The sequence below is a fragment of the Colwellia sp. genome, assembly GCF_013214175.1.
Lineage (GTDB): Bacteria > Pseudomonadota > Gammaproteobacteria > Enterobacterales > Alteromonadaceae > Colwellia.
Genome location: NZ_JABSPA010000003.1, coordinates 130320 through 147807, shown reverse-complemented (window position 1 = coordinate 147807; position 17488 = coordinate 130320). Strand labels below are relative to the sequence as shown.

Below are 17488 nucleotides of genomic sequence, written 5' to 3'. Positions count from 1 at the left end.
CCAGCTGAATCCTGCATATTGAGGTCGCTTGTGTATATAACGTGGTCTTTTTCAGCACAATGCTAGTTTAACAAACCCGTGTTTGTTAAAGTGCTGAGCAAACAAATACTGAACAGAAAAAGTGTTGGCAAGGAAGTCATAGGTACAAGGCACACAATTACCCATTTACATTACTTAATTAGATAACTTTGCTATGAAATTTACTGTTAAAAAAGCACTTATTACTATTGCTTGCTCATTAGCCTTACCGCTAAGTGTCCATGCAAATAATGACAGCGCAACGGCTAAAGGCCTCGTTGATAAAAATATGCAAGCGCCAGCTGCCGCAACAAGCACTGAACAATTAACCATTGAGCGCATTTATAGTTCGCCTTCTCTAAATGGTCAAACTCCCAAATCACTTAAATTCTCCCCTGATGGTACGCGTGTTACCTATCTGCAAGGTAAAGCTGAAGACTTGCACAGATACGATTTATGGGAGTACAACCTAGCAAGTAAAGAAAATAAACTGCTGGTAGATTCTCAATCACTATTTAGTGGTCCTGAGAATTTATCAGATGAAGAGAAAGCGCGTCGTGAACGCCAGCGCATTTATGGTGTTGGCATTATGGAATACCAATTTTCTCAAGATGGTAGCGCGTTATTATTCCCGCTAAATGGTGATATTTATTACTACCATCTAGCAAGTAAAACGGCTAAACGTTTAACCGAAACGGCAGGTTTTGAAACCGATGTTAAATTTTCGCCAAAAGGTAACTTTGTTTCTTATATTCGTGAGCAAAATATTTATGTACTAAATATTGCCTCAGGTGAAGAGCGTCAACTAACCATAGACGGTGCTGGTGCTATTAAAAATGGTATGAGTGAATTTGTTGCTCAAGAAGAAATGTCTCGAATGACCGGCTATTGGTGGTCACCCAATGAGAAGCACATTGCATTTTTACGTGTCGACGAAACACCAGTACAAACGGTTATTCGCAATGAAATATACGCTGAGAAAATTGAATTAATTGAACAACGTTACCCAGCAACCGGTACCAATAATGTTCATATTCAATTAGCGGTTACCGATATTCAAGCTAAGAAAATTCGCTTTGTTGATCTTGGTGATAATCAAGACATTTATATCCCAAGAGTAAAATGGCTAAATGATAGTAAAAAACTCTCTTACCAATTACAAAGTCGCGATCAAAAAACCTTAACATTAAAAACCTACGACTTGAAAAAACGTCGCCAAAAAACCTTGTTAACAGAAACGTCGACGCATTGGATTAATTTACATAAAGATTTAACTTTCTTAAAAGATAATAACAGCTTTATTTGGGCATCTGAGCGTGATGGATACAAACACCTTTATCATTACAATCTAAAGGGTCAGCTTATTTCACAATTAACCAAGGGTGAATGGGTAGTCGACTCACTAACCCGTGTTGATGAAAAAAACGGTTGGCTTTACTTTACCGGTCGTGCTGATACACCACTTGAACGTCACTTGTACAAGGTACCAATGACAGGTAAGACACCTGAACATGTACAGCGTATTAGCAAGCGAAATGGTTTTCATAACATCAACTTTAGTGCTACCAGTGACAGTTATATTGATAGTTTCTCTAACACTAAGACCCCTAAACAAGTAAGTTTACACTTAGCCAATGGTGAACATGTTACTTGGTTAGCTGAAAATAAGGTAACCACTGCACACCCTGTTGCTCCTTATTATGATGATTTAGTTATGCCTGAATTTGGCTCACTAAAATCGGATGACGGCCAAGCAGACTTGTTTTACAAACTATATAAACCGAAAAACATGCAACCCGGTAAAAAATACCCAGTTATTGTTAGGGTTTATGGTGGTCCTCACGCTCAACGTGTGACTAATTCATGGCAAGGCGCTGATATGACTCAGTACATGCTACAACAAGGTTATATTGTTTATCAGCTAGATAATCGTGGCTCTAACTACCGCGGCACTGCTTTTGAATTTCCGATTTATGAGACTCTTGGCCAAGTAGAAGTAGCCGATCAAATATCTGGCGTTAAATATTTACATAGCCTGCCTTATGTTGATAAGGAACGTATTGGCATCTTTGGTCATTCATACGGTGGCTATATGGCGTTAATGACTATGTTTAAAGCGGGTGATTATTTCAAAGCAGGGGTTAGTGGCGCACCGGTGACCGATTGGATGCTTTATGACACCCATTATACTGAACGTTATTTAAATCACCCTAAAGTGAATGCAGCCGGTTATCAACAAAGCAGTGTGTTTCCATATGTTTCAGGCTTAAGTGGTCCACTGATGGTTTATCATGGCATGGCTGATGATAACGTTTTATTTACCAATACCACTAAATTAATTAAAAGCTTGCAAGATGAAGGCAAGTTATTTGAATTAATGACCTACCCTGGCAGCAAACATAGTATGCGTGGTAAAAAAGTGAAAGTGCATTTAAACAGCACTATCATGGACTTCTTTGATAGGCATTTTAAATAAACCCTTTATCTTTTTGCCTCAGTAAAAGTCTTAACATTGGCAATTCGAGGTGAGTTTATAAGCTTTAGGCAGTTCACCTTGAATGGTAAATGTTAAGAAAATAACGGCAAGTAATCTAGATTACTTGCCGTTTTTTTTACTTAAAAACGGCATAAATCTTGATTACATTTAATTGCAATTAAGCCTGTTTTTTCTATTGCATTTTTATCGCTGAAGGAGGATTATGAAGATGAAGACAAAGATTAAGATAACAAAAGAGGCAAGACTATGAAGATTAAAATTTCTGGACACCACGTTGAAATTACTGAAGGTATCAAGCAATCTATCGAAAATAAGTTTGCGAAAATCTCTAAGCATTATCCGTCAATCATGACGCTAAACTCGACTATTACCGTAGAGCCGCATTTACAAAAACTTGAAGTCACCACTCTGTATGAAGGTGAAAAAGTAACAGTAAATGCTTCTGACAAGCAATTATATGTAGCTATTGCTAAGGTAGCAAAAAAACTACAATCAGCGCTCGCACATCGTAAAGGTGTATTATCAGCAAAATTCAATAATAAGTTTGTTGTTCAACAAACAGACTTATTCCAAGCAGCCCCATAAGGCTAGTGAAGTACTGGTAATAAGCTAAATCTAAGGTTAAGCAATTACCAGTAAAACTTAAATTTACCAGTTAACGAGAAAACGAAAAGGCTGCATCAGGATGCAGCCTTTTTTATTGTTCATTATGTTTATACAGACGGCTTTGGCATTTAACGCTAGTCGTCATCTTCGAAGTGTCTAGTCGAAGATCCAGCTCTTTGGACTTACGTACAGGAAGTGAACATGGGATCCGTTTGTGTTAATAGCATCCATGCTACATGACATTTCGCTTGCTCAGGTTAATTTACTCCGGCTCATAGTCCAAGTTTGCTGACAACCAACGTTCGGCTTGCTCTATGGTCATGCCTTTACGAGCAGCGTAATCAAGAACCTGATCTTTAGCCAGCTTTGCCACAGCAAAATACTTAGACTCAGGGTGAGAGAAGTACCAACCACTTACCGCAGCACCTGGCCACATGGCGTAACTTGAGGTTAAGTCCATATCAATGTTCTCTTTAACATTGAGTAGTTCCCACAATAAACCTTTCTCGGTATGTTCAGGACAAGCAGGGTAACCTGGCGCAGGACGAATACCTTGATAGTTTTCTCTGATAAGATCATCATTACCTAGGCTTTCATCAGGGGCGTAACCCCAGTATTCTTTACGCACTTTTTCATGTAAATATTCAGCACTGGCTTCGGCTAATCTATCCGCCACCGCTTTTAATAGTATTGAGTTATAGGCATCGTGATCAGCATCAAAGACTTTCACTAAATCTTCAACACCAAAACCTGCTGACACCGCAAATGCGCCAATATAATCGTCAATACCGCTATCAATTGGGGCAACATAATCCGCTAGACAGCGGTTAAACTGCCCTGCCGGTTTTTTACTTTGCTGACGTAATTGATGAAGTCTCATTAATTTTTCCTGGCGACTTTCATCAGTGTATAGCTGTATATCATCTTGATTTCTGTTCGCAGGAAACAAACCAAATACCGCTCTAGCAGATATTTTTTTATTGTTGATAACGTCATCAAGCATAGCGTTAGCATCATTAAATAAGCTTGTTGCTTCAACACCAATCACTTCGTGTTTTAAAATTAGCGGATACTTGCCCGACATCTGCCATGTCATGAAAAATGGTGTCCAATCGATATACTTTCTTACTTCATTCAAATCGATATTATCAAGTACGGTAACACCCAACTTGTTCGGTTTTTTCGGGGTGTAGCCATCAAAACTAATTGGTGTGGCATTAGCGCGAGCCGCTTCAAGACTTATTAAGCTTGAACGAGGACCTTTTTTATAATGGCGCACACGCACCCGTTCATATTCTTCTTTAGTATCAGCAAAAAACTTTGCTTTATGTTCCTTGGATAATAATTTACTGACCACAGAAACCGCGCGCGAAGCATTAGAGACATAAACTACAGGTTCATCATATTGAGGTTCAATTTTAACAGCAGTATGGGCTTTTGACGTTGTCGCTCCGCCAATCAATAACGGCAAGTTAAAGCCTTGGCGTTTCATTTCTTTGCCAACATGGACCATTTCATCAAGGGATGGTGTGATCAAGCCTGAAAGGCCAATGATATCGACCTTCTTTTCTTTCGCTACCCGTAAAATATCTTCACAAGAAACCATTACGCCAAGGTCGATAATTTCATAGTTATTACACTGCAGCACTACGCCAACAATGTTTTTACCAATGTCGTGGACATCGCCTTTTACTGTCGCTAATAAGACTTTACCGTTGGTACTAATTTCAGTTTTTGCCGCCTCAATAAATGGGTTTAAATGGGCAACCGCTTGTTTCATCACTCGCGCTGATTTCACCACTTGCGGTAAAAACATTTCGCCAGCGCCAAATAAATCACCAACGGTATTCATGCCGTCCATTAACGGTCCTTCGATAACATCTAACGGACGAACAGCCACAAGGCGTGCTTCTTCGGTATCGGCAACAATAAACTCATTAATACCTTTCACTAATGAATAAGACAAGCGCTCATTAATCGGCAACTCTCGCCAAGTTAAATCCGCTTTTGAAGCTTGGCCGCCCGCTTGTCCATGGTATTCTTGGGCAATATCAAGTAAACGTTCGGTAGCGTCATCATCACTATTTTTAATAACGTCTTCTACTGCTTGTTTTAATTTTTTCGGCAAATCTGAATAAATGGCTAACTGGCCGGCGTTAACAATACCCATGTCCATGCCATTTTTAATGGCATAATATAAAAACACTGCGTGAATAGCTTCACGCACCGGGTTATTACCTCGAAACGAGAATGATACGTTAGAAACACCACCGGATATCATCGCATAAGGTAGGTTTTTCTTAATATCGCCAACCGCTTCAATAAAATCGACCGCGTAATTATTATGTTCTTCAATGCCCGTAGCCACGGCAAAAATATTGGGGTCGAAAATAATATCTTCCGGCGGAAAACCAATTTCATCAACCAAAATATGGTAAGCACGATGACAAATTTCATATTTGCGTTTACGGGTATCCGCTTGGCCTTCTTCATCAAACGCCATCACTATCATAGCCGCGCCATAACGGCGTACTAATTCAGCTTGTTTGCGGAAGTTTTCTTCGCCTTCTTTCAAGCTGATCGAGTTAACTATGCCTTTACCTTGAATACATTTTAAGCCCGCTTCAATGATGTCCCATTTAGAGGAGTCGATCATAATTGGCACTTTGGCAATATCTGGCTCGCCTGCAATCAAGTTTAAAAAGCGTACCATGGCGTCTTTTGACTCCAACATGCCTTCATCCATGTTGATATCAATAATTTGTGCGCCGTTTTCAACCTGTTGTAAGGCTACCGCAATAGCTTGATCGTAATTGTCTTCTTTAATCAAACGTTTAAACATAGCCGAACCCGTTACATTGGTACGTTCACCAACGTTAACAAATAAGCTATCACCATTAATGGTTAATACTTCTAGACCAGACAAACGACAAGCAATTTCACGCGGCTCTACTTTACGTGGCGTAATATTAGCAACCGTGTCAGCCATGCCTTTAATGTGCTCAGGCGTAGTACCACAACAACCACCAATGATATTTAAAAACCCTGATGAAGCCCACTCTTGCACATGAGTATTCATGTCCTCAACGGTAAAGTCATATTCACCAAAAGCGTTCGGTAAACCGGCATTCGGGTGAGCAGATACAGCAACATCACAAATACGGCTTAGCTCTTCAACATATTGGCGCAGTTCAACCGGACCTAATGCACAGTTAAGACCAAATGAAACCGGTTTTGCATGACGCAGTGAATTGTAAAATGCTTCGGTAGTTTGCCCTGATAAGGTACGGCCGGAGGCATCAGTAATAGTACCTGAAATCATTACCGGTAAACGCTGATCTAATTGCTCAAATACCGTTTCAACGGCAAAGATAGCCGCCTTAGCATTTAAGGTATCGAAAATAGTTTCGATTAAAATGATATCACTACCACCTTCGATTAACGCTAAGGTCGACTCAATGTAAGCTTCTTTTAATTCATCAAAGGTAACGTTACGAAAGGCTGGGTCATTTACATCGGGAGAAATAGAACAGGTACGGTTAGTTGGCCCTAAAACACCGGCAACAAAACGTGGACGGTCTGGATTCTTTTTGGTGTATTCATCGGCAGCTGCGCGAGCAATTTGTGCAGCAACACGATTAATCTCGGCGCTATACTCTTCCATGTCATAATCAGCCATGGCAATCGTGGTAGCATTAAAGGTATTGGTTTCAAGAATGTCAGCGCCGGCTTCAAGGTACTCAAGGTGAATCGCTTTAATCACTTCCGGCTGAGTAAGCACTAACATATCGTTATTGCCTTTTACATCAGTATGCCAATCAGCAAAACGGTCGCCACGGAAGTCTTGCTCTTCAAACTTGTACGCTTGGATCATGGTACCCATAGCACCATCAAGAATGAGAATATTTTTAGCCAGTTGCTGTTCAAATAAAGCAAAAGATGGGTGTTTTTTCATGTTAAATCCAGGAGTAACTATTTAAAGAATAAGGGAGTTTTTAGTATTTAATGTTCTATTTCATTAGCGATGAATTAATATGATCAGCATCTAATTGGTATGGCGTTATTTGGTAAACATAATAATTAAGCCAGTTAGTAAAAAGCAAACTACCATGACTTCGCCATGAGCCGACCGGTTTATTATTAACATTGTTATCTTGATAATAGTTAATTGGCAGTGGCGTGGCTGCATCTTTCTTGCAATCTCTAAGATACTCTTCATGCAAGGTGGCGGTATCATATTCTGGGTGTCCGGTTAGGTACACTTGTCGCTTATTTTTACTCGCGACCAAACAAACACCAGCATCTGCTGATTGTACTAAAATATTGAGTTCTTCAATACTTTGATAATCGACTTGATTAATATAACCATAACGCGAGTGCGGCACATTAAAGCTTTCATCAAAACCACGAGTAAGTTCTTCTTTACTATCAAGGGGATAATGTTGATATACCCCAGACAGCTTTTTCTGGCGCAAATGACGGTTTAAACCGTAATGATGATATAAAGCAGCGTGGGCAGCCCAGCAAGAAAACATAGTGGAAGTGACGTTTTTCTCGGCCCAATCAAACACTTCACAAATTTTATCCCAGTAACTCACGTCAGAGTAATTTAATAAAGCTAAAGGCGCGCCAGTAATAATCAAACCGTCATATTGCTTGTGTTTAATCTCATCAAATAAACAATAAAAATTATCTAAATGTTCTTTTGGCGTATTTTTGGAAACATTTTTATGGATACGGACAAATTCGACATTAATTTGCAATGGCGTATTAGATAACATCCGCAGAATTTGTACTTCTGTTTCAATTTTATTAGGCATTAAATTCAAGATAGCCACTTGCATCGGGCGAATTTCTTGATTGGCCGCTCGGTGCTCTGACATCACAAAGATGTTTTCCTTACCTAGCACTGATAAAGCGGGTAATTGACCGGGAATTTTAATGGGCATAACACTACCTAACAAAAAAAAGAACATAATAAATTGATGATTATCATATTACTTAGATTGCTAGATATGTCAACATCTAAACGTATAGACGTCTAGATGTTTCTATTCTATCAAAAAACCTTAGTTCATAATAAAGACCAGTAAGCGGTTGTTTGCGGGCATAGGGTTATCCGATATTAAAGCAAGACCTGCCTCCTCAGCCAAATTTTCAATGTGTTCAAAATCACGTATAGCACTTTCGGCATCCCTATCCTTTAGCCACAAATCAAAATTGGCATTACTTTGACTAGTATATTTTCCTTGGTAATTAAAGGGCCCATAAACACATAAAACGCCACCTTTAACTAGGCTCTGTTTTACTCCAGTGAAAAATAGCTTAACCAAAGCGCTACTGACAATATGCAAGGTATTGGCGGTAAAAATCCCATCAATAACTCCTTGCTGGGATGGCTTTGCCAAAGCCACTTGCCATGGTTGATGTAAATCTAAAACAATCGGCGCAAGCATATTCCTTAAGCCACTGTTTTGTCTGCGATAGTTTATCGATGGGTGATTAATAAGAAGATCACTTGGCTGCCAACAAAGCTGCGGTAACTGTTTAGCAAAAAAAACCGCATGTTGCCCTGTGCCCGAACCTATTTCTAATACCTGCTTAGTATTGGCAAAAGCGTTTTGCAATACCGTAAGGATTGGCTGTTTATTATTTTCACAAGCTTGAGAAAAAGCGATATCCATTATAATTTCCTAGGTAAGGTATCTATTTGAAAGCAAAGCTTAGAGGCAATTTATACCTCCACTTTAAATGGCAATGCTTGTCGACATTGCTGAAGATAACTTTGCATATGTTCACATTCGCGTTGACAGAACTCTCTAATCGCACCTTTAAAAGCTGCATGTTTAACCCAGTGATATGAATGGGTTAATACGGGCTCAAAGCCTCGTTGAATTTTATGTTCACCTTGGGTACCAGGGTTAAAGCATTGTAAATTTTGTTGGATGCAAAATTCTATGCCTTGGTAATAACAAAGCTCAAAATGTAAGTTTTTAAATGATTCTTGACAGCCCCAGTATCGGCCATACAAATGTGTTTCATCATAAAAAAATAAAGCACAAGCCACATCGTTATCTTCATAGCGGGCAATTATTAGTAAAATATTATCTGCTAAGTTGTTAAATGTTTTCCTGAAGAAATCAAAACTAAGATGAGGCTGATGACCTTTCTTAAGATAAGTGAGCTGATAGGTCAAATAGAAGAAATCGATATCTTTAGCGGTAATATCTTGCCCTTGAAGTTGCCTGATTGTAATGCCCTGCTGATTTATTGATGCCCTTTCTTTACGGGTATTTTTACGTTTACGCGAGGTAAAAGTGGCAAGAAAGTCATCAAAACTGGCATAACCTCGGTTAAACCAGTGAAACTGTACCGTATGACGTTGATGAACATCTGCCGGTAATTTAGCCATACCGACACTTTGATCGTTTTCTGTTTGCCTTACCGCGCTATCAATTTCAGGGCAAAACAATATGTGCCAGCTGTTTATTTCATGCTGCTGGCAATGACTAATTAATGACGGCAAGAGCTCCGCTAAACTGAACTTATTTGACAAGAGTTTGTTGCTAGTCAGTGGCGTAAAAGGAATAGTGCCAACAAGTTTAGGATAATAAGCTAGCTTATTATCCTCATATGCTCGGGCCCAATCCCAGTCAAAGACATATTCGCCCCAAGAGTGCTGCTTAAGGTACAAAGGCATAATGCCATCAATGGTGCCATCGTTTTTAATAACCATATGATGAGGTTGCCAACCACGCGCAGTAGATACTGACTGACTATCTTCTAACGCCTTAAAAAACTCATAACTTGCTAACGGGCATGAGGATGTATTTAGCCTGTGCCAATCACTTGTCGGTATTTGTTCAAAGCTATCAATGAAAGTTATCAAAAAATTTTATCTTCACAGTAAAAAGGTTATTTGCTTAGGGTCCATTGCTTAGGATCAATTACTAGGCGCTATTACTAAGGACTACTGCTAAGGACTATTGCCGTTTGAAGATAACAGTTTTACCGAAAGTTTCCTATACGAGAAACTTTAAAGCGACAACAAGGCTAAATCTTACAGTGGTAAACAGAGAAGGGACAAGCTGGCATGTAGAGCAAAGATCACAGTTCAAACCTTTTATTGTATTTAATTTTAGCCCCTTGCTTGTTCAGTTGTTTGCTCCATGGCTATACCAGTGACCTTTCAAGTAACTTCTTAAGTGGCTTTTTCAGTGCTCTTTTCGGTGCTGTGTTCGGTATATAACGCATCGACTATAGGGCAATCATCCACTGGCTTATTACCTGAGGCACAGTGAGTGACCATTTCATTCAACGCTGATTTAAGACGCTGTAAATCATCTATTTTTTCTTGTACCACACGAGCTTGTTGCATTGCCATTGCTTTAACTTCGCCACAATAGTGGTTGGGCTCATCAATAAACTTAAGTAGCTCTTTAACTTGCTCAATTCTAAAACCTAGATCACGGCTGCGCCGAATAAAATTCAAGCGTTTAACATGAGGTAATGAATATATCCTATGACCACCCTCAGTTCTCGGTGGCTCGGGCATTAAGCCTACTTTTTCATAGTAATGAACCGTTTCAACCTTACACCCTGCTTTTTTAGCTAACTGACCAATAGAATATTTTTCATAATTCATTTTAAACCCCTTGAACCTATAGTAACTATAGGTTCTATACTAACAGAAACAAACTAGGGATCGCATATGACTAAAATTATCATCAACTCAGAACTAACCTGCCCCGAATGTGGCGATAGAAAATTGCTTGAAATGCCAACCAATGCTTGCCAATGGTTCTATGAGTGCACCGCTTGTCAGGTATTACTGAAACCTCTTAAAGGTGATTGTTGCGTATTTTGCTCATATGGCTCAGTGCCCTGTCCACCAATTCAAGAGTCGGGCTCATGTTCAGGATGTGAGAGTTAACATGCCAGACAATAATATTTTAGAAAAACCTTACTTAAAATGGCTGACACTTTTTATTGCCAGCGGCACCTTGCTTTGCTGTGCCTTACCTATCTTGCTAGTAACATTAGGTTTTGGTGCCCTAGTTGCTAGTTTAAACTACAACATTCCTGGATTGGTTTTTCTTGCTGAACATAAGATCTGGACACTGATAATAGCAGCGTTGATTTTGATGGCTTTAGCTTGGCTTAATTGGCGACCTAATCAGCATTGCCCTGTTGAGCCGGACTTAGCAGCCCTTTGTCAAAAATCAAAGCGTTTGAACAAAAGAATATTTTGGCTAAGTGTAATAATCTGGTTTATTGGCTTTTTCACTAGTTACCTATTACTACCCATTCGAAACATCCTCGAACTATAAAGGAGCATTAAACCATGAAAAAAAATTTTATTATTACCATTAGTTGTCGCTTTAACCATGACGGCTTCAATTAACGCCAAGACCATAGAAGTTGAAATACACGGCATGACCTGCGCGTTATGTGTTGACAGCTTAAATCGAAAATTCAATAAAATGGCTGGTGTTGAAGAGGTAGCAGTCAGTATGAAGATGAAGAAAGTTCGCTTGGAAACCAAGGGAAAATCACCTACTACTGCAATGATTAAACAAGCGATATTGGATGCAGGCTTTACTCCCATAAAAGTCACTGTGATATCAAATGAAGACGCTAATAACTAGCTTTACATCAATAGTTATAGCCGCAATATTAGCGCTACTTACTGTGCCAAATGCTAACAGTATGGGCTTAAGGTCATTGGTCGCCTTACCCCTTGATAAGTATGGTTATGTGATAAGATTTTTATATGTGCATGCGACAAATAGCAACAGCGATAATTTTATTAGCAGTGCTGCCTACGGCTTAAGCAATAAACAAGCTTTGCTATTTGCCATGCCCTACAAGGTAACACCTAGAGATGAACAAGAATTTAGCGAGCTATCGACTTTATATCGTCACACGGTAATACAAGATGACTTTTTCTCAGGCACATCAAGGTTAGCCTTATTAGCGGGTGCAACCTTTCCTATCGGTGATAGCCCTATTAGTGATAGTCCTAATGTTACTGCTAATAATTCCAGTAATAAGCATCGAGATCCAGCGATACAAGTTGGCTTTGTTTATACTTTTTTTAAAAACAGACATGAATTCGATTTTGATACACTTTATCAAGCGGGTATTGATAGCCGACCTAATAGTGGACGATATGATATTTCTTGGCAATATAGATTATCACCTTCAATTTACCCTGATTGGGGTATAGCGCCGGAAATCTATATGGTGACAGAACTCGGCGGCCGATGGCAAGCAGGAGATAAAATCAGCCACCAAGTGACCCTTGGCCTGCAATGGGTGCATTCAACATGGGGTATTGAAGGTGGCATAGTTAGAAATTTAAGCAACAATAATGACCTAACCCTGCTATTAAGTAGTCGCTTTCATTTTTAAAATAATAAAGTAAGCGAGTAGATTTACCCTGCTTTCAGTTAGCTTCTAACGATTGACTGTTATCAGTTCAAAACGCATAAAAAAACCATAACAATGTTATGGTTTTTTTGGCAATAACGCTAATTTAGCTAGCGCTTTACATTACGAGAGGACAGCAATACTAGTCTTTAAAGTTAGTATACTGGAAAGACTGTTCTAACTCAGCAGCCTTTAATAAACGCATTACCGCTTGTAGGTCATCACGCTTTTTACCTGTTACTCGTACTTGCTCACCTTGAATAGCCGCTTGTACTTTTAACTTTTCAGCTTTAATAAGTTTGACTACTTTTTTAGCCATATCCTGCTCGATACCTTCTTTAAAGCTGACTTGCTGACTCCAGTTTCTGCCGGTAGCACTAGCATCGCCAACGTTCATGGCTTTAGCATCAACATTACGTTTAGCTAATTGACTGCGCAACATGTCGCACATTTGCTTCAATTGAAAATCACCTTCGGCTTTCAAGGTTATATTGGGCTTTTTCCACTCAAAACTTGCCTCAACACCGCGAAAATCAAAACGTGTGGTAATTTCACGGTTAGCATTGTCGACAGCATTACGAACTTCTTCTAAATCAGTTTCTGATACGATATCCATTGAAGGCATAATTTATTCTCTATGTGGGTGAGTTTGCTCAATGCGATCTATTATACCTTCACCATTAATGCACGCAACTAAAGCGCTTAACTAAAGCACTGAACTGAAACATTTAGCAAAGATGAGCAACTCAAACTGAGACCGAAGCCCAGCAAGAAATACTGGCTAAATCATGCTAGTATCAAATCACTTTCTTAATTATTTACAGGTTCGTTGTGAAGGCTCGCCAACATTCTTACTTTTTGTTTACTGTGATTACCGTAACAATATTGCTGTTTTTCGCTCATGAATTTTTACCTGACACCTTAAGAAAACACATTTTTCAGTTCCCCGAAATAGATACTATTGGCCACTTAACCAGTTTTTTTATTTTAACTTGGGTTAGCCACTCCATTATAAAATTATCCCTGCCTCTTTGTGTGCCTTTACTCATTTTTTATGGCGCGTTAACAGAAATTGGTCAATCTTTTCTTGGCTATAGAAGTGGAGAGCTAGGTGATTTTATTGCTGATGTTATCGGCATTAGTTTATTTGTACTAGCAAAATGGTTGTACCTCAGTTATTTTCGAAAGCATCTCACAGTAAAGCCGTAAGCAAGTTCTGCTAACGTCCCCCGGATAACTAAAGAAAATGGTAAATAACTAACTTATGACTGCTAAATTAGATAATATTATTATTGTTGGACAAGGGGCCATGGGTTTACTTTGGTATCACCATTTGTCTCAAGTAAATGTTAATAGCAAGCAAAAAGTTAGCCTGCTTGCCTCTGATCAAGCATTACTAAGTAAAGAGCAGCTAAACTCAGCTAGCTATCAATTTACCCGCTATCAACAAAACCACGCTGAAGATTCTCAACTTAATTCTCAAATTTGCTATCCAACTAGCTACCCACTTATTTATAGTCAAACGGCTGATATAAATTGTGCTGAGGTCATTATTCTATGCCTGAAATCATTTCATATTGCCGATGCTATCAAGAAAATAGCTAAAGACATTAATCCTCATTGCTTGGTAGTTCTCGCTCATAACGGTATGGGTACTTTGGCGGAGGTAGTTAAATTATTACCCCGTCAGCAAGCGATTCTTACTATGTTAACTACCCATGGCAGTTATCGAAATACACCTTTAGCTGTCAGCCACACAGGGCTTGGTCAAAGTGATATCGGCTTACTGGCGGGTGAGATAAGTTTAAGCCAACAACAGCAATTAACCAGTCAGCTGAACTGCGCCCTACCCCAAGTAAACTTTCATCAAGATATAGTGAAGAAACAGTGGTTAAAATTGGCAATAAATTGTGTCATCAATCCAATTACAGCTATTGAGAACATTGATAATGGCGAGATAAATAACGAGAAGTATAGTGAACAAATCAGCTCGCTGTTAACTGAAATTACCGCAGTCAGCCAGGCAGAGAGCATAGCTTTGCTATTAAGTGACTTACAACTAATGGTACATAAAGTAGCGCAAGCAACAGCTAAAAATTGCTCTTCAATGCGCAGTGACACTTTGGCGGGCAGATCTACAGAGATTGATTACATTAACGGTTATATTCACCGTTTAGGTCAGCAGCATAATATTGCCACGCCAGAAAATACTCGACTGTGGCAACAGGTGCTAAACCTTAAAGGTAATGCTTGGAAGAATAGTAAATAGTTAAGCCTTAAAAGTCCTAATGAAGTAGACAGTGAAGCATTAATCATGAAATTAATACTTCACTATTTCAATTAAGGCTTAAATAAAAATTATAATAAGTGACCGTTAAGGGCGATACACTTTTACATTTTTGAAACCATTATCAAGTAAGTACAGCGCTTGTAATTTGCTCATCACACCGTGATCACAATAAAGTAGGTATTCTTTCGACATATCTAAATCGCCAAACTGTGTGGACAACTTATAGAAAGGAATATGTTTCACTTCAACATCACCTAACTCTAAAGGTTTGTCTTCTTCTTCTTCTGGGCTACGAATGTCAACAATAACTGCATTAGCAGGAATATTCTCAACAAGATCTACCGCTTGAATTTCTTCTTCGGTTTCTTTACCAATATCGCGAATATCATAAACACGTGTCTCACTGACAACCTTGTCTAAAATATCAAAATTAAAATTATCTTCCTCTGCTTCAACTTTCGATAATACCGCTTTTACCGTCGGTTTTTTCGAAATAACACCACAATACTCGGGAATAGTTTTAGAAAATTCTTCCGTGCCAATTTTACGTGCTATATCAATAATGTCTTGTTTATCGTAAGCGCCTAACGGGCGTAAGATTAGCGTATCAGTTACCCGGTTGATTACGTTTAAGTTAGTTAAGGTTTGGCTGGAAACTTGACCTAAACTTTCACCGGTAACCAGTGCTTGAATTTTTCCTCGTTCTGCTATTTTTGTCGCTGCACGAATCATCATACGTTTTAACACCACACCCATGTGGCTATTTTCAACGTTATCTAATATCTCAGCAACAACAGGCTCAAAATCTACCGCAAAGAACCTTACTTTATGGGAAGCACCAAATTTGTTCCACAAGTAGTAACTGATTTGTTTAACACCCACTTCGTGCGCTGAACCGCCAAGATTAAAGAAACAATAGTGAGTACGGGCACCTTTTTTGATCATTTGGTAGCTTGAAACACCTGAATCAAAACCGCCAGACATAAGTGACAATACGTCTTCTTGAGTAGCGATTGGGAAGCCACCGAGACCTTTATGACGCTGGGTAACAATGAATAAATCTTTATTTTTGATTTCAAGACGTACGGTAACATCAGGATTTTTTAGTTTAACTTTGGCACTTTCTACCGCTTGATTTAAGCCACCACCAACATATTGCTCAACTTTTAGTGAGTTAAAGTCATGATTACCGGTACGCTTAGCGCGTACACAAAAAGTTTTGTTTTCAATAGTTTTGGCATGAACAGCTAACGTTTTTTCATAAATGTCATGAACATCAACAAACTCAGTTTGTTGAACTTCTAGAAAAATGGGTATGCCCGGAATGCACTTAAGGGCTTCAACTAAACGTTCACGATTTTCAGGTGAGTTGTCTTTAGTATTAACTTCAATATTATCCCAGTTCATACGTGTAGTGACTTGCTCGTCAATACGACGTAAAACATTCTTAACGTTCGATTCTAAGATTTTAGTAAAACGTTTACGGACGGGGCGAGATTTGATGGTAATCTCGGCTTGAAGCTTTACGATAAATTTCATCGGTTATAACCTAAAAAAGACATAAAAATAATGGCGCGCATTATACACTATTTTTCAGACTTTTTTAAGTTTTACCGTTAAGTCAGCAAATTTCAGCTAAAGTATTGCTTTCTATTCTTTGGTAATACTAATGCGTTCGGTTTCTTTGGCTTTACCTTGGTTAATGGCAATTTCAACACGACGATTTCGACGACGGTTAAGAGCATTGGTATTAGGGACTAAAGGTCGAGTATCTGCATGACCAGCTACCACTAAACGGGAGGGGTCAAAGCCAGGTACTTTAATCAATACATGGGCAATGGCGACTGCTCGTTTACTGGACAGATCCCAGTTAGAGCTAAATAACTCAGAGTCAACGCCGCGGTTATCGGTATTACCAGATACCATGATTTCACCCGGTACTGTATTGAGTAATTCGCCAATTTCTCTAATAACGGGATGAAACTTAGGTTGTAAAAAAGCCGAGCCAGAAGGAAAAGAACCATTTTCACGAATGCGGATAATAACTTGTTGGCCTAACGACTCTAATTCGATAGCACCATCTTGAATTTGCTGCTCCAACTGTTCAGCAATTTTCTTAACTAATTCGTTTATTTGCTCTTGCGCAGCATCTTCCATATCTTGTTTAGCTTGATCTATCGCTTGTTGTGAAAGTGCATCCTCAGTATTTTGAGATTGGCCACCACGCTCTGTACCACGTTGCTCTTGTCGGCCACCAGCCGATGTTTCATCACCCGCTTGAAACTCAAGCATTTGCTGGGTCATTTCCATGGTTTGTTGCTGGATCACTTCAATAGGGGTTGGCTCAGGTTTACCCGGGCGAAACTCTTGGGCAATAATACTGGTACCTTTAGGGATATCTTTGACTTCAATTTTGTTTTGTACACCAAAAGCAAACTTCATCGAACCGGCAATTTGCTTAAATTTCAGCACATCCATCTCAGAGAAAGATAATAACAAAATAAAAAAGCACATTAATAATGACATAAGATCGGCAAAAGTGCCCATCCATGCGGGTAGCCCTGGAGGTGGGCACTTACATTTTGGCTCAGCCATTTACACCTCTAAACATAAGCAGTCCTAGCATAGATACTGTTAACATAAGC

General features: G+C 39.1%; 16 protein-coding genes. 8 read left to right on the top strand and 8 right to left on the bottom strand.

The annotated features are described in order from the left end of the window. Positions 1-307: 307 nt before the first annotated feature. Positions 308-2494 (top strand): S9 family peptidase, encoded by a 2187-nt coding sequence (locus HRT55_RS09150; protein WP_291621306.1) that lies wholly within the window; start codon positions 308-310, stop codon positions 2492-2494. Positions 2495-2761: 267 nt separating this feature from the next. Beyond that, complete coding sequence (gene raiA / locus HRT55_RS09145) at positions 2762-3100, top strand: ribosome-associated translation inhibitor RaiA (protein WP_291611868.1); 339 nt, start codon at positions 2762-2764, stop codon at positions 3098-3100. 283 nt (positions 3101-3383) lie between these two features. On the opposite strand, the gene metH is transcribed toward raiA, so the two are convergent. The 5 genes from metH to HRT55_RS09120 form a co-directional block, all read right to left on the bottom strand. Beyond that, positions 3384-7076 carry a methionine synthase gene (gene metH / locus HRT55_RS09140; protein WP_291620665.1) on the bottom strand — a complete coding sequence of 1231 codons (3693 nt, stop codon included), beginning with the start codon at positions 7074-7076 and terminating at the stop codon, positions 3384-3386. 55 nt (positions 7077-7131) lie between these two features. Further along, complete coding sequence (gene metA, locus HRT55_RS09135; RefSeq protein WP_291620663.1) at positions 7132-8070, bottom strand: homoserine O-succinyltransferase; 939 nt, start codon at positions 8068-8070, stop codon at positions 7132-7134. 120 nt (positions 8071-8190) lie between these two features. Continuing rightward, positions 8191-8805 carry a DUF938 domain-containing protein gene (locus HRT55_RS09130; RefSeq protein ID WP_291620662.1) on the bottom strand — a complete coding sequence of 205 codons (615 nt, stop codon included), beginning with the start codon at positions 8803-8805 and terminating at the stop codon, positions 8191-8193. A gap of 50 nt (positions 8806-8855) precedes the next feature. After that, positions 8856-10010 carry a GNAT family N-acetyltransferase gene (locus HRT55_RS09125; RefSeq protein ID WP_291620660.1) on the bottom strand — a complete coding sequence of 385 codons (1155 nt, stop codon included), beginning with the start codon at positions 10008-10010 and terminating at the stop codon, positions 8856-8858. A 312-nt stretch (positions 10011-10322) separates the two neighbouring features. Continuing rightward, complete coding sequence (locus HRT55_RS09120) at positions 10323-10766, bottom strand: helix-turn-helix domain-containing protein (RefSeq protein WP_291620658.1); 444 nt, start codon at positions 10764-10766, stop codon at positions 10323-10325. A 66-nt stretch (positions 10767-10832) separates the two neighbouring features. Between HRT55_RS09120 and HRT55_RS09115 the strand changes: the two genes are divergently transcribed. Genes HRT55_RS09115 through HRT55_RS09100 form a run of 4 tightly spaced genes read left to right on the top strand, consistent with a single transcriptional unit; the run spans position 10833 to position 12535 of the window. Beyond that, a complete protein-coding gene (locus HRT55_RS09115; RefSeq protein ID WP_291620656.1) occupies positions 10833-11054 on the top strand; it encodes a GDCCVxC domain-containing (seleno)protein in 222 nt (73 codons plus the stop codon). 1 nt (position 11055) lies between these two features. Next, entirely contained in the window at positions 11056-11451 is a 396-nt protein-coding gene (locus HRT55_RS09110; RefSeq protein WP_291620654.1) for a hypothetical protein, read from the top strand. A gap of 57 nt (positions 11452-11508) precedes the next feature. After that, positions 11509-11769 carry a heavy-metal-associated domain-containing protein gene (locus HRT55_RS09105; RefSeq protein WP_291620652.1) on the top strand — a complete coding sequence of 87 codons (261 nt, stop codon included), beginning with the start codon at positions 11509-11511 and terminating at the stop codon, positions 11767-11769. Beyond that, entirely contained in the window at positions 11750-12535 is a 786-nt protein-coding gene (locus HRT55_RS09100) for a hypothetical protein (RefSeq protein ID WP_291620650.1), read from the top strand. Before HRT55_RS09105 ends, HRT55_RS09100 begins: the two co-directional genes overlap by 20 nt. Before the next feature lie 160 nt (positions 12536-12695). Here the strand turns inward: HRT55_RS09100 and HRT55_RS09095 are convergent, their stop codons facing one another. Beyond that, entirely contained in the window at positions 12696-13178 is a 483-nt protein-coding gene (locus HRT55_RS09095) for a YajQ family cyclic di-GMP-binding protein (protein WP_291620648.1), read from the bottom strand. 206 nt (positions 13179-13384) lie between these two features. On the opposite strand from HRT55_RS09095, the gene HRT55_RS09090 reads away from it, so the two are divergent. Together HRT55_RS09090 and HRT55_RS09085 are read left to right on the top strand one after the other, a co-directional pair. Then, positions 13385-13762, top strand: a complete 378-nt coding sequence (locus HRT55_RS09090; protein WP_291620646.1) for a VanZ family protein — start codon at positions 13385-13387, stop codon at positions 13760-13762. Between the two features lie 55 nt (positions 13763-13817). Continuing rightward, positions 13818-14822 (top strand): ketopantoate reductase family protein, encoded by a 1005-nt coding sequence (locus HRT55_RS09085; RefSeq protein WP_291620644.1) that lies wholly within the window; start codon positions 13818-13820, stop codon positions 14820-14822. Between the two features lie 105 nt (positions 14823-14927). Here the strand turns inward: HRT55_RS09085 and thiI are convergent, their stop codons facing one another. Both thiI and HRT55_RS09075 read right to left on the bottom strand, forming a co-directional pair. After that, positions 14928-16382, bottom strand: a complete 1455-nt coding sequence (gene thiI / locus HRT55_RS09080) for a tRNA uracil 4-sulfurtransferase ThiI (RefSeq protein ID WP_291620642.1) — start codon at positions 16380-16382, stop codon at positions 14928-14930. A 111-nt stretch (positions 16383-16493) separates the two neighbouring features. Further along, entirely contained in the window at positions 16494-17438 is a 945-nt protein-coding gene (locus HRT55_RS09075) for a flagellar motor protein MotB (RefSeq protein WP_291611808.1), read from the bottom strand. Positions 17439-17488: the final 50 nt, after the last annotated feature.

Coding starts and splice junctions, on each gene's coding strand:
- thiI (WP_291620642.1), bottom strand. CDS start 16,382: ATGAAATTTATCGTAAAGCTTCAAGCCGAGATTACCATCAAATCTCGC.
- HRT55_RS09115 (WP_291620656.1), top strand. CDS start 10,833: ATGACTAAAATTATCATCAACTCAGAACTAACCTGCCCCGAATGTGGC.
- HRT55_RS09100 (WP_291620650.1), top strand. CDS start 11,750: ATGAAGACGCTAATAACTAGCTTTACATCAATAGTTATAGCCGCAATA.
- HRT55_RS09120 (WP_291620658.1), bottom strand. CDS start 10,766: ATGAATTATGAAAAATATTCTATTGGTCAGTTAGCTAAAAAAGCAGGG.
- raiA (WP_291611868.1), top strand. CDS start 2,762: ATGAAGATTAAAATTTCTGGACACCACGTTGAAATTACTGAAGGTATC.
- HRT55_RS09150 (WP_291621306.1), top strand. CDS start 308: ATGCAAGCGCCAGCTGCCGCAACAAGCACTGAACAATTAACCATTGAG.
- metA (WP_291620663.1), bottom strand. CDS start 8,070: ATGCCCATTAAAATTCCCGGTCAATTACCCGCTTTATCAGTGCTAGGT.
- HRT55_RS09075 (WP_291611808.1), bottom strand. CDS start 17,438: ATGGCTGAGCCAAAATGTAAGTGCCCACCTCCAGGGCTACCCGCATGG.
- HRT55_RS09130 (WP_291620662.1), bottom strand. CDS start 8,805: ATGGATATCGCTTTTTCTCAAGCTTGTGAAAATAATAAACAGCCAATC.
- HRT55_RS09110 (WP_291620654.1), top strand. CDS start 11,056: ATGCCAGACAATAATATTTTAGAAAAACCTTACTTAAAATGGCTGACA.
- metH (WP_291620665.1), bottom strand. CDS start 7,076: ATGAAAAAACACCCATCTTTTGCTTTATTTGAACAGCAACTGGCTAAA.
- HRT55_RS09105 (WP_291620652.1), top strand. CDS start 11,509: ATGACGGCTTCAATTAACGCCAAGACCATAGAAGTTGAAATACACGGC.
- HRT55_RS09095 (WP_291620648.1), bottom strand. CDS start 13,178: ATGCCTTCAATGGATATCGTATCAGAAACTGATTTAGAAGAAGTTCGT.
- HRT55_RS09085 (WP_291620644.1), top strand. CDS start 13,818: ATGACTGCTAAATTAGATAATATTATTATTGTTGGACAAGGGGCCATG.